The sequence below is a fragment of the Streptomyces sp. NP-1717 genome (assembly GCF_022695985.1).
In the GTDB taxonomy this organism is placed as follows: Bacteria; Actinomycetota; Actinomycetes; order Streptomycetales; family Streptomycetaceae; genus Streptomyces.
In genome coordinates this window covers 1-13253 of record NZ_JAAPBF010000202.1, presented here as the reverse complement: position 1 = coordinate 13253, position 13253 = coordinate 1, and the positions used below count along the sequence as shown (strand labels likewise).

Annotated in this window: 14 protein-coding genes; 8 read left to right on the top strand and 6 right to left on the bottom strand. The window is 72.1% G+C overall.

Annotated elements, in window-relative coordinates:
• From GXP76_RS28480 to GXP76_RS28470, 3 genes are all read left to right on the top strand, one after another.
• Positions 1 to 1694 (top strand): transcriptional regulator (locus GXP76_RS28480; RefSeq protein ID WP_242574486.1); only part of this gene is annotated, 1694 nt, incomplete at its 5' end.
• A 5-nt stretch (positions 1695 to 1699) separates the two neighbouring features.
• Positions 1700 to 2257: an XRE family transcriptional regulator gene (locus tag GXP76_RS28475; RefSeq protein ID WP_242574485.1), complete on the top strand. Its 558-nt coding sequence runs from the start codon at positions 1700 to 1702 to the stop codon at positions 2255 to 2257.
• A 14-nt stretch (positions 2258 to 2271) separates the two neighbouring features.
• Positions 2272 to 2940: an HAD-IA family hydrolase gene (locus GXP76_RS28470; protein ID WP_242574484.1), complete on the top strand. Its 669-nt coding sequence runs from the start codon at positions 2272 to 2274 to the stop codon at positions 2938 to 2940.
• A 25-nt stretch (positions 2941 to 2965) separates the two neighbouring features.
• On the opposite strand, the gene GXP76_RS28465 is transcribed toward GXP76_RS28470, so the two are convergent.
• On the bottom strand, positions 2966 to 3682 hold the full coding sequence (locus GXP76_RS28465; protein WP_242574483.1) for a bifunctional 2-polyprenyl-6-hydroxyphenol methylase/3-demethylubiquinol 3-O-methyltransferase UbiG: 717 nt from the start codon (positions 3680 to 3682) through the stop codon (positions 2966 to 2968).
• 127 nt (positions 3683 to 3809) lie between these two features.
• Here GXP76_RS28465 and GXP76_RS28460 point away from each other — a divergent pair, with 127 nt between their 5' ends.
• Positions 3810 to 4400, top strand: coding sequence for a helix-turn-helix domain-containing protein (locus GXP76_RS28460; RefSeq protein WP_242574482.1), 591 nt, complete (start codon positions 3810 to 3812; stop codon positions 4398 to 4400).
• On the opposite strand, the gene GXP76_RS28455 is transcribed toward GXP76_RS28460, so the two are convergent.
• Positions 4339 to 5160, bottom strand: coding sequence for an SGNH/GDSL hydrolase family protein (locus GXP76_RS28455; RefSeq protein WP_242574481.1), 822 nt, complete (start codon positions 5158 to 5160; stop codon positions 4339 to 4341). The genes GXP76_RS28460 and GXP76_RS28455 overlap by 62 nt on opposite strands.
• A 65-nt stretch (positions 5161 to 5225) precedes the next feature.
• Between GXP76_RS28455 and GXP76_RS28450 the strand changes: the two genes are divergently transcribed.
• Positions 5226 to 5795 (top strand): PadR family transcriptional regulator, encoded by a 570-nt coding sequence (locus tag GXP76_RS28450; protein ID WP_242574480.1) that lies wholly within the window; start codon positions 5226 to 5228, stop codon positions 5793 to 5795.
• Between the two features lie 15 nt (positions 5796 to 5810).
• Here the strand turns inward: GXP76_RS28450 and GXP76_RS28445 are convergent, their stop codons facing one another.
• The gene (locus GXP76_RS28445; protein WP_277993934.1) at positions 5811 to 6365 is read right to left on the bottom strand and encodes a TetR/AcrR family transcriptional regulator; all 555 of its coding nucleotides are present in this window, start codon (positions 6363 to 6365) and stop codon (positions 5811 to 5813) included.
• 306 nt (positions 6366 to 6671) lie between these two features.
• Between GXP76_RS28445 and GXP76_RS28440 the strand changes: the two genes are divergently transcribed.
• Positions 6672 to 8573 (top strand): RICIN domain-containing protein, encoded by a 1902-nt coding sequence (locus GXP76_RS28440; RefSeq protein WP_242574479.1) that lies wholly within the window; start codon positions 6672 to 6674, stop codon positions 8571 to 8573.
• A gap of 61 nt (positions 8574 to 8634) precedes the next feature.
• Here GXP76_RS28440 and GXP76_RS28435 read toward each other — a convergent pair whose 3' ends face one another.
• The 3 genes from GXP76_RS28435 to GXP76_RS28425 all read right to left on the bottom strand — a co-directional run bounded on the left by GXP76_RS28435 (position 8635) and on the right by GXP76_RS28425 (position 10526).
• On the bottom strand, positions 8635 to 8931 hold the full coding sequence (locus GXP76_RS28435) for a type II toxin-antitoxin system PemK/MazF family toxin (protein WP_242574478.1): 297 nt from the start codon (positions 8929 to 8931) through the stop codon (positions 8635 to 8637).
• Positions 8928 to 9119: a toxin-antitoxin system HicB family antitoxin gene (locus GXP76_RS28430; protein ID WP_229701224.1), complete on the bottom strand. Its 192-nt coding sequence runs from the start codon at positions 9117 to 9119 to the stop codon at positions 8928 to 8930. The genes GXP76_RS28435 and GXP76_RS28430 overlap by 4 nt, the downstream gene beginning before the upstream one ends.
• A gap of 84 nt (positions 9120 to 9203) precedes the next feature.
• The gene (locus GXP76_RS28425) at positions 9204 to 10526 is read right to left on the bottom strand and encodes a PLP-dependent aminotransferase family protein (RefSeq protein WP_277993932.1); all 1323 of its coding nucleotides are present in this window, start codon (positions 10524 to 10526) and stop codon (positions 9204 to 9206) included.
• 473 nt (positions 10527 to 10999) lie between these two features.
• On the opposite strand from GXP76_RS28425, the gene GXP76_RS28420 reads away from it, so the two are divergent.
• Both GXP76_RS28420 and GXP76_RS28415 read left to right on the top strand, forming a co-directional pair.
• The gene (locus tag GXP76_RS28420; protein WP_242574476.1) at positions 11000 to 12016 is read left to right on the top strand and encodes an alpha/beta fold hydrolase; all 1017 of its coding nucleotides are present in this window, start codon (positions 11000 to 11002) and stop codon (positions 12014 to 12016) included.
• A 254-nt stretch (positions 12017 to 12270) separates the two neighbouring features.
• On the top strand, positions 12271 to 13253 hold a 983-nt coding region (locus tag GXP76_RS28415), incomplete at its 3' end, for an iron-containing redox enzyme family protein (RefSeq protein WP_374362905.1).

Genomic DNA, 13253 nt, shown 5'->3' with positions numbered 1-13253 from the left:
GCGACGGAAGCGCCTACTGCGTCGGCGGCCTCGTCCTGACCTGCCCCGCCAAGGACATCCCCGCGCTCGTCGAGTGGGCCCTCACCGACGCCGCGCTCGGCGCGCCCCGACTGGACCGCCACGGCAGGGACTCCGACCCGCTGATCGTCCTCACCGAGTCCGCCGCGCTGCGCCTCGGCCTGCCGCCCGTACTGGAGGACCGGCGCGGTCTGCGACTGCCCGACGACCACAAGGTCAACAAGCAGGTCGCCCGGGCGAAATGGACGCTGACGAAGCGCGGCTTCGGCCCCTGGGCCCGTATCTACCGCCCGGCCCGCGAAGGACGCCGCCAGTGCGTGCAGCTGGCCGTGCTCCCGTGGGACGCGCTCGACCAGCGCGGCTGGCCCGGCGCCGCGGCCCTGCCGCCCGCCGAACTGGCCCGGGTGCTCGGCACGTACGCCGCACGCGTCATCACCCCCTGCGGCTCCACCGCCGTCTCCGGTCTGGAGCTGATGACCGCCCTGCGCCCGCCGACCCGGCCGGTCAAGGACACCGCGACCGGCACCTGGACCTCCGGCCCGGTGCCAGGCTCCCTGACCCGGGCCGTGGACCCCGCACCGCCCGAGGCACCCGACGAACACCCCGTCGTCGCCGCGCTCCACCCACGCGGCCACTGGCGCACCCCCGACGAGGTCATCGACGAGGAGGCGCACGACTGGATCCGCGATCCGCAGCTGCTCACCGACGCCGAGTGCGCCCGGAAGTACGCGGTCGGCATCGACGTCAACACCGCCTTCCTCGCCGCCGCGAACCGGCTGTCCGTCGGCCTCGGCGAGCCCGTCCACCTCACCTCGCCCGACTTCGACAAGAGCGTGCCCGGCAGCTGGCTGATCGACCTGTCGGGCATCGAGATGGACCCCCGCCTGCCCTCCCCGTTCACTCCGCGCGGCAGCCGCCCCACCGGACCGGCCTGGTACGCCACGCCGACGGTCGCGTACGCGCACGAACTGGTCACCACGTACGGGCTGCCCGTCATTCCGCGCCCCCTCGAAGCGTGGGTGCGCCCGGAGTGCGGCCCGTATCTGGACCCCTGGTACAAGCGCCTCGCCGACGCCTACCGGACGACGATGGCCGAACTCGGCGTCACCACCGACCTGGACGAGCACGGCTTCCTCGCCGCGATGGAGCACCACAAGCGGTCCGACCCCGGCGCGGCCGCCGTACTCGCCGCGATCAAGTCGACCGTCAAGGGCGGGATCGGCAAGCTCCGCGAGCGCCCCCAGGGCGCCGCGTACCGCCCGGGTGAGCGCTGGCCCGCCCTCAAGCGCCCCACCTGGCGGCCCGACATCCGCGCCGCGGTGATCGCCACCGCCCGCGTCAACATGCACCGCAAACTCGTCAGGACCGCCGTCGCCACCCAGTCCGCGCCGCCGCCGGCCGGCCGTCTGCACTTCGAGGACGACGCGCTCCTGCCGGTCGCGCTGCTCTCCGACGGCGTCGTCTTCCTCTCCGACAGCCCGAGCCCGCTCGACCTGCTGCCGCGCACCGCCGACGGCAGACCGGCCCCCGGGACGTTCCGGCTCGGCGTCAGCCCCGGCATGGTCAAGCACGAAGGCACCCAATCGCTGCTCTGGGCGGCCCAGTTGCTGGACGAGGGCCTCAACCCGGCCCGGCACATCAAGGACGGCGTCGACGCCGTCGCCGAAGGGGAGTGAGCGCCGTGGGCATCATCGGCGACAGCATCACCAAGGCCGCGGAGAACACCGCGACCCGCCCGATCCCGAAGTCCGCCGGCGCGCGGATGCGGTTCCTCGTGAAGAAGGAGAAGGGCTCGACGCGCGCGGTCGCGCGCCGGCTCGGCTGCACCCAGCGCACAGTCGAGCGCTATCTCAAGGGTGACCTCAAGCGCCCCAGGGCGGCGCTCGCCGAGCGGCTGGCGGCGGAGGTGCGGAAGGACTGGCAGCCCCGCATCCGTAAGGAGGCGATGACGAAGGCCGCCACGAGTACGGGCATCGTGGTGGAGACCCGCGCCCGCTTCGGCTTCACGGCGGCCGTCGGCTCCACCGACGACCCCCGGATGCGGCGCATCACCGAACTGCTCCCTCCCCAGGTCGCGGCCCGCCTCCTGACCGCGCACGAGACCGGCGCCGACGAGGGCGAACTGCGGGGCATCGTCGCCGAAGGACTCCAGGAGCAGTACTTCAAGGACAACGGCCGTCGCGCGACCGGCCTGGAGGTGGAGTTCACCGACCTGGACTATGTCGAGATGGGCCTCTGAGACCGGGAGTGGGCGTGAGCAGTGGGGCGACCCGGCCGGCGACCCGTGAACCGGCCTTCGACGCGGTGCTGTGCGACATCGACGGCGTCATCCGCTTCTTCGACCTGTCCGAGGTGAGCCGTCTGGAGCGGGCGGCGGGACTGCCGGAAGGCACCACGGCGTCCGTCGGATTCGCGCCCGAGAACGATCTGCCGTTGCTGCTGGGGCGGATCACCCGCGAGGAGTGGGCGGACTCGATCGTCCGGGGCCTGCTTCCGCGCGTGACGCCGTACGAGGCCGAGGCTCTGGCACGGGCCTTCAGCACGGCCGGCTTCCGGGCAGACGAGGCGGTCGTGGACCTGCTGCGGTACGTCCGAGAGCACTGCCCGCTGGTGCTCGTCAGCAACGCCACCCGGTGGCTGGACGACGATCTGGCCCTGCTCGGGCTGACCGGCCTCGCGCACAGTGTCGTCAACAGCTCGCTCGTGGGCGTGGCCAAGCCGGACCGCCGTATCTACGAGATCGCGGCCGAACGCGCGGGGGTGGCCCCGGACCGCTGCCTCTTCGTGGACGACCGGCAGGAGAACGTGGACGCCGCCGTCGCGCTCGGTATGACCGGGGTGCTGCACCGAGACGCCACCGATCTGCGCACGGCGCTGCTCCCGGTCGCCGGGCGGGCCGGGGCGGGCCCGCCCGGCGGCTGAGAACGATCCCGGTTTGCGCGGCGTATCAGACGGCGCGGCGGCGGAGCTTGAGGGCGTTGTCGGTACGCGTGCCCGGCTGCCCGTCGGGCCGGGTCTGGATCCGCTCGTGCTCGTCGCTCAGCAGCACCTCCCACTCCCCGTCGGGCAGTTCGAGCGATTCGAGTACCTCGGCGGGCGTCGGGAGGTGCACCTCGGGGTGGGGGTTGGCCTCCCAGGACGGGAGCCCGGCGTGCCCCACGATCAGGAGCACCCCGCCGGGCGCGACCGCCGCCGCGGCGTTCCGCAGGATCCGCTCGCGCGGCATGTCGCCCGGTGAGTGCAGGAACTGCGCCGAGACCAGGTCGAACGTCCCGGCGGGGAAGGAGACCGCGAGATCGTGCCGCTGCCAGTCGATACGGTCCGCGACGCCCGCGTCCGTCGTGGCGGCGTGCCGCTCGGCCCTGGCGAGGGCGACCCCGGAGATGTCGACGGCGGTCACCCGCCACCCCCGGCCGGCCAGCCAGATCGAATCGGCGCCTTCACCGCAGCCCAGATCCAGAGCCCGGCCGGGCTTCAGCTCGGTGACCTCTCTGACCAGGACCGTGTTCGGATCACCGCTCCAGATCCGGTCACTCTCGCCGTAACGGGAGTCCCAGAACTCCTGATTCGTACCGCCGTCGGGACCGCCGCCGGCGCTGCGTCCCGTACCGCTGTCCGTCTCGTCGTCGGTGCGGACGTCCGCCGGGCTCTGACCGTGGGTCATTGACACGTCTCCCTCGTCATTTCGCTCTCGATGATCCGCTTCATGCGAAGCACCTCCACCTGCCGCAGATGCTCCGGCCGGGGCTCGCGGTTTGACAAACCTTCTTGCCGAGGTGGCAAATGGAGGGATGGCTGACGACGACCTCTCGACCGTCCTGAACGGTGTGGGACCGCGCCTGCGCGCCCTGCGCCGCGAGCGCGGCACGACCCTCGCCCAGCTCGGCGAGTCGACCGGGATCTCGGTCAGCACCCTGTCCCGGCTGGAGTCCGGCGGACGCAAACCGACCCTTGAGCTGCTCCTGCCGCTCGCCAAGGCGTACGGCGTGCCGCTCGACGAACTCGTGGACGCGCCCGCCACCGGCGACCCCCGCGTCCACATGCGCTCCTATCAGCGGCACGGCATGACCATCGTGCCCCTGACCCGCCATCTCGGCGGTCTCCACGCGTACAAACAGATCATGCCCGCCGGCCCGCCGCAGACCGGCGAACTGGAACAGCGGGTGCACGAGGGCTACGAATGGCTCTACGTCCTCGCCGGGAGGCTCCGGCTGCGTCTCGGCGAGCACGACCTGGTGCTGGGAGCCGGGGAGGCCGCGGAGTTCGACACCCGCACGCCGCACGGCTGGGCCAACGCCGGCCCGGAAGCCGTGGAGTTCCTCAGTATCTTCGGTCAGCAGGGGGAGCGGATGCACGTACGCGCCCGGCCCTCCGGGCAGTGAACAGCGGCCCGGCCAGGGGCGGTACGAGGTGCCGGACGAGCCAGAGCAGGTGCCGCGCCGCGGAGGCGACGCGCTCGTGCGGCGGATCCGCGGCGGGGACCGCCGCCCCCGGACCCGGCGCGGCGCCGCCGCGTGCGCGCAGGACATCGCCGGCGAGGGCGGCGAGATAGCGGTGCCCCCGCCGGTTGGGATGCAGGCGGTCCACGCAGACGATCCCGGCCCCGTCCGAACGGGCCGCCGCACCCGCGTCGAGCAGCCAGGCCCCGTGGCGCCGGGACACCCGCTCGATCACCTCGTTCGCCTCGGCGATCCGGTGCCGCAACCGCGCCCGCCGCGCCCGCGACAGGGGCAGCGCGGCGGCGACGTCGTGCAGCGTCATCGTCAGGACGCCGACGGTCGCCGCCGCGCTCAACTCGGCGAGTACATGGGCGTAGTCCTCCTCGAAGGACGCGACGTCGAAGCGGGCGGCGATCACGTCGTTGACCCCGATCACGCACGTGATGTACGAGGGCGCGAGCGCGACGGCCGGTCCCAGTTGATCGCGGCGCAGGGTGGCGACGGTGGTGCCGCTGCGCGCCAGATTGGCGACGAGCACCGGGCCCGGAACCGGTACGGCGACGGTGCCGGGGCGCCCCGGAGGCTCCGACGTCAGGTAGTGGATCCAGCCCCGCAGCGCGCCGCCCCGGCACGGATCGCCGACTCCCTCGCTGAGGCTGTCGCCGACCGCGACGAGACTCTCCGCCTGCATAGTCAGATCCATGACTAATAATGTAGATGAGTAATCACGCTTCGGAAAGCCCGGGACGGCCCGGATAGGGTGACGCCATGTCTCTGCGGCACGCCGTGCTGGCAGCCCTGATCCAGGGCGAGGCCAGTGGCTACGAACTCACCAAGCGTTTCGACGTCGGGGTGGCCAACTTCTGGCACTCCCGGCCCCAGCAGCTCTACGCGGAGCTGACCCGGCTGCACGGGGAGGGGCTTGTCCGGGCCACCGAGGTGGTGCAGGAGTCACGGCCGAACAAGCGGCTGTACTCGCTCACCGACACGGGTACCCAAGCGCTGGTCGACTTCGCCGCCGGGCCGCTGCGGCCGACGAACCTGCGGGACGAGCTGACCGTGGCGGTGCAGTGCGCCGACGTGGTCGAGCCCGACGCGCTGCTCGCGCACCTCGGGCGCCGCGCGGACGAGGCCCGGGAGAAGCTGGCCGCGCTCCGCCGTACCGAGACCTCGATCCTGTCGGGCCGCGACGAGGAGGAATTCGTCCGGACCACGGGCCACCTCGGGCCCTACCTCACCTGCCGGCGCGGTATCCGCCACGAGGCCGACACGCAGGAGTGGTGCGAGTGGGCGGCCGGTCTGATCCGTGCCAGACAGCGGGCCGCGCGCGCCTCGTGAGATCCGGTCGGGCCGTCAGTCCTCGGCGGGCGCGATGGACGCCAGCAGCGCCGACACCACACGCTCCGTCGACGCCGCCATGTTCACCGAATCGGGCGACAGCAGCCACTGCACCTGGAGCCCGTCCATCACCGCGATGATCGCGTTCGCCACGTTCTCGACGTCCAGGTCCTCGCGGGCCTCGCCCAGTTCGGCCGCCTCGCGCAGCGCGTCCACCACGAAGGCCCGCAGCCCGGTGTACCGGTTGCGGAAGTAGTCCTGCGCGGGGTGCCGGTCGGTGACACTCTCCGCCGAGAGCACCGCGTACAGCCGCACGATGCCCTCGCGTTCGGCGTTGCGCCGTGTGGTGTCGATCAGATGGCGCAGGAAGGCGAGACCGCGGGGGCGGTCGGGGCCGAGCTGTTCTATGTCGGTCTGGTCCCGCAGTTCGAGGACGCTCGTCAGAAGCAGTTCCTTGGAACGGAAGTAGTGCAGCACCCCCGCCTGGGTGAGTCCCGCGCGATCCGCGATCTCCGCGAGTGACGCGTTGTTGTAGCCGCGCGCCGCGAACGTCTCCATGGCGATGCGCAGGATCTCCTCGCGCCGCTGCCGCGCCCCGGGGCTGCGCGGTGTACGCGGCCGGGCGGACCCGGCCGGGGCGCCGGCCCGTTCCCCCGCTCGTCTGTTGCTCACCGGGCGAGTCTACGGCTCTCCGGATCACCGTCAGGGCTCGGTGGGTGGTGGGGAGCGCCGCCTGAAACAAGTTCGGCACGACGACTTACTAAGTACTTAGTAAGCGTGCTTTCATGTCGCCGATGCGCCACCCCGGCCACGGCGCGGGACGCCCCGGGCCGCAGGTGATCCGTTCGACACACGAACCGGCAGGAGCCCCCACGTATGCGAAGAACCCTGCACAGAAACGTCGTTCGCAAAGCCGTCGTCGCGCTCAGCGTGCTCACGCTGGGCGCCAGCCTCGGACTCACCACGTCCGGGACCGCGCAGGCCGCCGATCCCACCGCCCAGGTGTGGATCTCCACGGCCGACGGGAGCCGCAAGCTGGCCTCGGCGGGCCAGATCACCTTCAACTCCTCGCCGCAGGCCATCGACATCAACGTCAACCCGGCCCAGCGGGAACAGCAGTTCACCGGGGCGGGCGCCTCGGTCACCGGCGCGGCCGGCCATCTGATCAACCAGCTTCCGGCCGCCCAGAAGAACGCGCTGATGACCTCGCTCTTCTCCTCCCAGGGCGACGGCATCGGCATCAACTACCTGCGCCAGCCGCTCGGCGGCACCGACTTCAACCAGGGCGCCGCCTACACCTACGAGGACAACCAGGGGGACTTCAACCTCGGCCGTGACCACGAGGCGATCATCCCCGTCCTCAAGCAGGCCGTCTCGATCAACCCCGCGATCCGCTTCATGGGCAGTCCCTGGACACCGCCCGCCTGGATGAAGACGAACAACAGCCTCAACGGCGGCAGTCTGCGCACCGACCGCTACCAGAACTACGCCGACTACCTGGTGAAGGCCATCCAGGGCTACCAGCAGCAGGGCCTCAAGCTCACCGACCTCACGGTGCAGAACGAGCCCGAGTTCGCGACGAGTTACCCGTCGATGAGCATGACCGCCTCCGAGCAGGCGGCGTTCTTCAAGGTGCTCGACCGCACCCTCACGGCGGCCAACCTGCCCACCAACCTCCTCGCGTACGACCACAACTGGGACCACCCGAACTACCCGCTCCAGGTCTTCTCCGAGACGCCGGGCATGAACCGCGTCATCGGCGCGGCGTTCCACTGCTACGGCGGCCAGCCCACCAGCCAGTCACAGATCCGACAGGCCGGCAAGCGGGTCTTCTTCACCGAGTGCTCGGGCACCGACAGCGACAACCCGGCCAACACCTTCGCCGACACACTCAAGTGGCACGCCGAGAACCTCGTCGTGGCCAACATGCGCAACGGCGGCGAGACCACCATCATGTGGAACCTCGCCCTGAACCAGAACGGCGGCCCCCACCAGGGCCACTGCACCACCCGCTGCAACGGCGTCGTCGAGATCAACGGCAACACGGTCACGCGCAACGCCGAGTACTACGTCCTCGGCCATCTGACCAAGTTCGTCAAGCCCGGCGCCACCCGCATCGGCTCCACCAGCCAGGGCGCGGGCGGCGTGCAGAACGTCGTCTGGCAGAACCCGGACGGCGGCAAGGCGGCGTACGTCGTGAACGGCGCGAGCGCGGCCAGGACCTTCTCGATCACGGACGCCGGACGCTCGGCCACCTACACCATTCCGGCCGGCGCCGTCGCCACCCTCGTCTGGTCCGGCACCGACACCGGCAACCCGGGCAACGGCACCATCGACCCCGCCACCTGGTACCAGGTGGTCAACACCGGCAGCAACGCGTGCCTCGACGCGACCGGTTGGGGTACGGCGGACGGCACCGGGCTCCAGCAGTGGTCCTGTTCCGCCCCAGCGGCGAACAACCAGACCTGGCAGTTCAGACCCACCAGCAACGGCTACTACCAGGTCGTCAACCGGCACGCGAACAAGGTGTGGGACATCGACGGAGGTGTCACCGCCACCGGCGACGGAGTGCGTGCGCATCTGTGGAGCTACACCGGCGCCACCAACCAGCAGTGGCAGCCGCAGCGGATCGGGACCACCGACCGCTACCGGTTCGCCGCCAGACACAGCAACAAGTGCCTGACCGTGAGCGGCGGTACGGTGAACGGCGCCACGCTCACGCAGCAGCCGTGCACCGAGGCGGCCAACCAGACCTTCCGGCTCACGGCGCAGCCCTAGGTTTCGAACCTGCTCGGCGCGGGAGCCGGTGAGACCCGTCCGGCGTCTCACCGGCTCCCGTTCAGAGGTCGAGCACGGCGCGCAGGGCCTGGCTGACGCGGTCCATCACCGCCGTGTCGACCAGACCGCGCGGCTTCGCACCGTCGAACCGCGTGACCCTCAGCTGCTGGAGGTTGACCGCGACGGCCGTGGACGGCAGCGGGTCGTCGATCACCACGGACATCGCGGTGTCGGGATAGCGCCCGGCGTCGTGCAGCACGACGGTCAGGACCGCCCCGTACGCCTCCTCCAGACCGTCCAGCGAGACGATCAGGACGTCGCGCCCGTCGCCGAGCGTCCAGATCTCACCGCGTTTCACAGGGCGTCGCCCTCGCCGCCGAGGTCCTCGCCGAGTCCGAGCGAGGCGAGGCGGCGGGCGGAGTCGAGCACGGCCTGCCGCTGGGCGGCGCGCACGATGTAGGCGTTCAGGGAGAGACCGGCCGCCGCCGCCCCCGCTTTGATCGATGCGTTGATCTCGTCCGGGATACGGAGCGTCATTGCGGTCATGCGACCGACCATAGCAACCGGGCAGTGGTTGCACCATGTGGTGTCACACGACGGGACCGTGGAACGAATCACCGACGAGGCGTCCTACGGTGCGGGCGGCAGGGCCGCGCACAGGGCGTCGAGCGCGTCGTTGAACGCGTGATCGGGCGGGGCTCCGAAGCCGATCACCAGCCCCTCGCGCGGTGGCATCCCGCTCAGCGGGTGCCGGAAGGTGTCGAGCCCCGCCAGCGCGAGACCGTGGCGCCCGGCCGCGCGCACGGTCTCCTGCTCGGTGCCCGGCGGCAGGTCGAGCACCGCGTGCAGCCCGGCGGCGATGCCACTGACCGCGATGTGCGGAGCCCGCTCGGCGAGGACGGCCACGAGCCGGTCGCGCCGCCGCCGGTAGGTGCGCCGCATCAGGCGTACATGCCGGTCGTACGCGCCGCGGGCGATGAAGTCGGCGAGGGTGAGCTGGTCGAAGACCCCGGTCCACAGCTCTCGGACGCCCTTCACGGCGACCACCTCGTCCACGAGCCCGTCGGGCAGGACCAGCCAGCCCAGTCGCAGGGCGGGGGAGAGGCTCTTGCTCGTGGAGCCCAGATAGATCACCCGGTCGGGGTCGAGCCCCTGCACGGCGCCGACCGGCTCCCGGTCGTAACGGAACTCGCCGTCGTAGTCGTCCTCCAGCACCACCGACCCCGTGGCACGCGCCCAGTCGACGGCCGCCGTCCGCCGCCGCGCCGACAGCGGACCCCCGGTCGGGAACTGATGCGCGGGCGTGAGCAGTACGGCGCCGGCGTCGACGGAGTCCAGCTCCGCGGTCCGCGCGCCGTCCGCGTCCACGGTCAGCGGTACGGTGCGCAGCCCGGCGCCGGTCAGCAGCGAACGGTGGAAGGCGAGCCCGTACGACTCGACGGCGACCGCGCCGTCGAGCACCTCGCCGAGAATGCGCAGCGCATGGGCGAAACCGGCGCAGACGACGATCCGGTGGGGCGCGGTCCGTACGCCCCTGGCGCGGGCGAGGTACTCGGCGAGCGCCGTGCGCAGTTCGACACGGCCCCGGGGGTCGCCCACCCCCAGCGCGTCGCTCGGCGCGCCGTTGAGCGCGCGGCGCGAGGAGGCCAGCCACGCGGACCGGGGGAACGCCGAGGCGTCCGGCGAGGTCGGCATGAAGTCGTACACGGGTCGCGGCGCCGGCGCCGCGACCCGGCGGACGGGGTCCTTGGCGGGCAGCGGTGTGGCGCGCGGCGCCACCCGGGTGCCGGAACCCTGGCGTGCGGTGAGCCAGCCCTCGGCGACGAGTTCGGCGTACGCCTCGCCGACGGTGTTGCGGGCGAGGCCCAGATCCACGGCGAGCGTGCGGTACGGGGGCAGGCGCGTGCCGGGCGCCAGCCGGCCCGACGTGATGGCCTCCCGCAGGGCGGTCATCAACTGCTCACGGCGCGATCCCCGCCCGCTCAACTCCAGATGGAGATCCGTCCCTAGGGGGTGTCCGCTGAGTCCCGCCTGGCCCGCGGCGTCTGGCACGGCACCTCGCCGCGTTGTCGGAACCGGCCGGGTACGCCCAGTACGAGCCCGATCCTCCGCCTTGCGATGCACCGCACCAGCCGCCGCGGGCCCCGCCCTACGGGCGGACGGCGCTACTTCGCGGACACCCCCTTCGGAGTCCCCGGGGCCGGGCGCGGACCCGGGAGGAGGGGCCTCGGCCGAGGAATTGACCCGTCGATTCGACATGGAAACGCACCTTACAGGCGGGTCCATCCGTCCCCTCGCCCGGACGGTCGCACCAGAACACTGCGCCCGGCCGGGCGGCGATTTGCCGACCCGGCAAGTTCTCTTGGCCGGGGCGTGACGGTCGCCGAATGATGGTCAGCGGAAACGATCACCCCGAGGAGGACCACATGCCGGAGCCCACCACGCCGTCCACGGCAGCCCCCACCGTCACCCCGCCCGGTGCCGCGCACCGTCTGGTGGACGTCCCCGGTGGCCGTATCCACCTCGTGGAACAGGGCACCGGCCCCCTCGTCCTCCTGGTCCACGGCTTCCCCGAGTCCTGGTACTCCTGGCGCCATCAGCTCCCCGCGCTCGCCGCGGCGGGCTACCGCGCGGTGGCCGTCGACGTACGCGGCTACGGCCGCTCCTCGAAGCCCCCGGCCGTCGAGGACTACCGGATGCTCGCCCATGTCGCCGACAACGTCGGAGTCGTCCACGCCCTCGGCGAGGAGACCGCCGCGATCGTCGGCCACGACTGGGGATCGAACATCGCCGCCGGCTCGGCGCTCCTGCGTCCCGACGTCTTCACCGCGGCGGCGTTCCTCAGCGTCCCGTACGCGCCGCGCGGCGGCCCCCGCCCGACCGAGGCGTTCGCGCACATCGGCGGCGACGAGGAGTTCTACGTCAGCTACTTCCAGACGCCCGGCCGCGCCGAGGCGGAGATCGAGCCCGACGTCCGGGGATGGCTCGCCGGGTTCTACGCCGGGATCTCGGGCGACACCATGCCGCCGGAGGGCGAGGGAAGCCTCTTCTTCGTGGCGCCCGGCGGCAGACTCCGCGACCGGTTCCCCGCCGGGCGGCTGCCCGCCTGGCTCTCGGAGGCCGATCTCGACCACTACGCGGGCGAGTTCGAGCGCACGGGAACCACCGGAGCGCTCAACCGCTACCGCAACGTCGACAGGGACTGGGAGGACATGGCCGCCTGGGACGGCGCCCCGCTCACCCAGCCCTCCCTGTTCATCGGCGGCGCCCTCGACGCCTCCCTCGCGTGGATGTCCGACGCCGTGCGGAACTTCCCCACCACCCTCCCCGGCCTGGTCTCCTCGCACATCATCGAAGACTGCGGGCACTGGGTGCAGCAGGAGCGCGCGGAGGAGGTCAACGGGCTCCTGACGCGCTGGCTGGACGCGCTGCCGGCGCGCTGACCCCCGCGCGGGGCGGCCGGTCACCCGAACGGCCGCACCCCGCGCCCACCTCTGGACCAAGGGGCCGGGCTCGCCCCGCGAGCCGGGAAGAGCGGGCACCGGCGGCGGTCGCGAGGCGCCACCGGCCGTTACCCACGGTCCGCCCGTCGTCACCGACGCTCTTCGCGCGAAAGGGGACAGATCGCACGGAACGGCGAGAATGGTCGAACCGAGCACGCTGATCGGTTCGATCAGGCCAAGGAGTGAACTCAGTGGTGAACGCCGACGTCCGGCCGACCGGGCCAGCTCTGCCGACGGGCCGTGGCGACCTCAGCTACGGAGTCGTACGTGCCCTGCGCGGCCGCCCCGGTTCCAGGACCCCCCTTCCGCCGACCGGTACGGCGGACGCCGACCCGTACGGCGAGGACCTCCACCTCGCGCTCTACCTCTGCTACGAACTGCACTACCGCGGCTTCTGCGGCGTCGACCCCGCCTGGGAGTGGGACCCCGCACTGCTCGCCGTCCGCGCCGACCTCGAACGCCGCTTCCTGGACGCGCTGCGCGCGGACACCAAACGCCGCACCGATGTCCGTGAGGCGCTCGCCGACCTCCTGGTCGAACCGCCCGACGGCACGAGCACGTCCCACTACCTCAAGGACGAGGGCGAGCTGTGGCACCTGCGTGAGTACGCGGCCCAGCGTTCCGTCTACCACCTCAAAGAGGCCGATCCGCACGCCTGGGTCATCCCGCGTCTGCGCGGCAGGGCCAAGGCGGCGATGGCCGCGGCCGAGTTCGACGAGTTCGGCGGCGGGCGGGCGGAGCGGATGCACTCGCGGCTCTTCGCGGATCTCATGACGGACCTCGGTCTGGACACGACGTACGGCCGGTACGTCGACGTGGCCACGGGGGAGATGCTGGCGAGCGTCAACCTCATGTCGATGTTCGGCCTGCACCGCGCGCTGCGCGGCGCCCTGGTGGGGCACTTCGCCGCCGCCGAGGCGGTGTCGTCGCCCACGTCCCGCAGGCTGGCGGAGGCCATGCGCCGCACGGAGGCCGGAGAGGCGGCCGTGCACTTCTACGTCGTCCATGTGGCGGGCGACGCCTCCCACGAGCGGCTCGTGGGCCACGACGTCGTCGGCGGGCTGCTGGAGGACGAGCCGTGGCTGGAGACGGACGTGGCCTTCGGTATCGACGCCACCGGCGTACTGGAGGCACGCCTGGCCGACAAGCTGCTCCCCGCCTGGCGCGACGGTCTCTC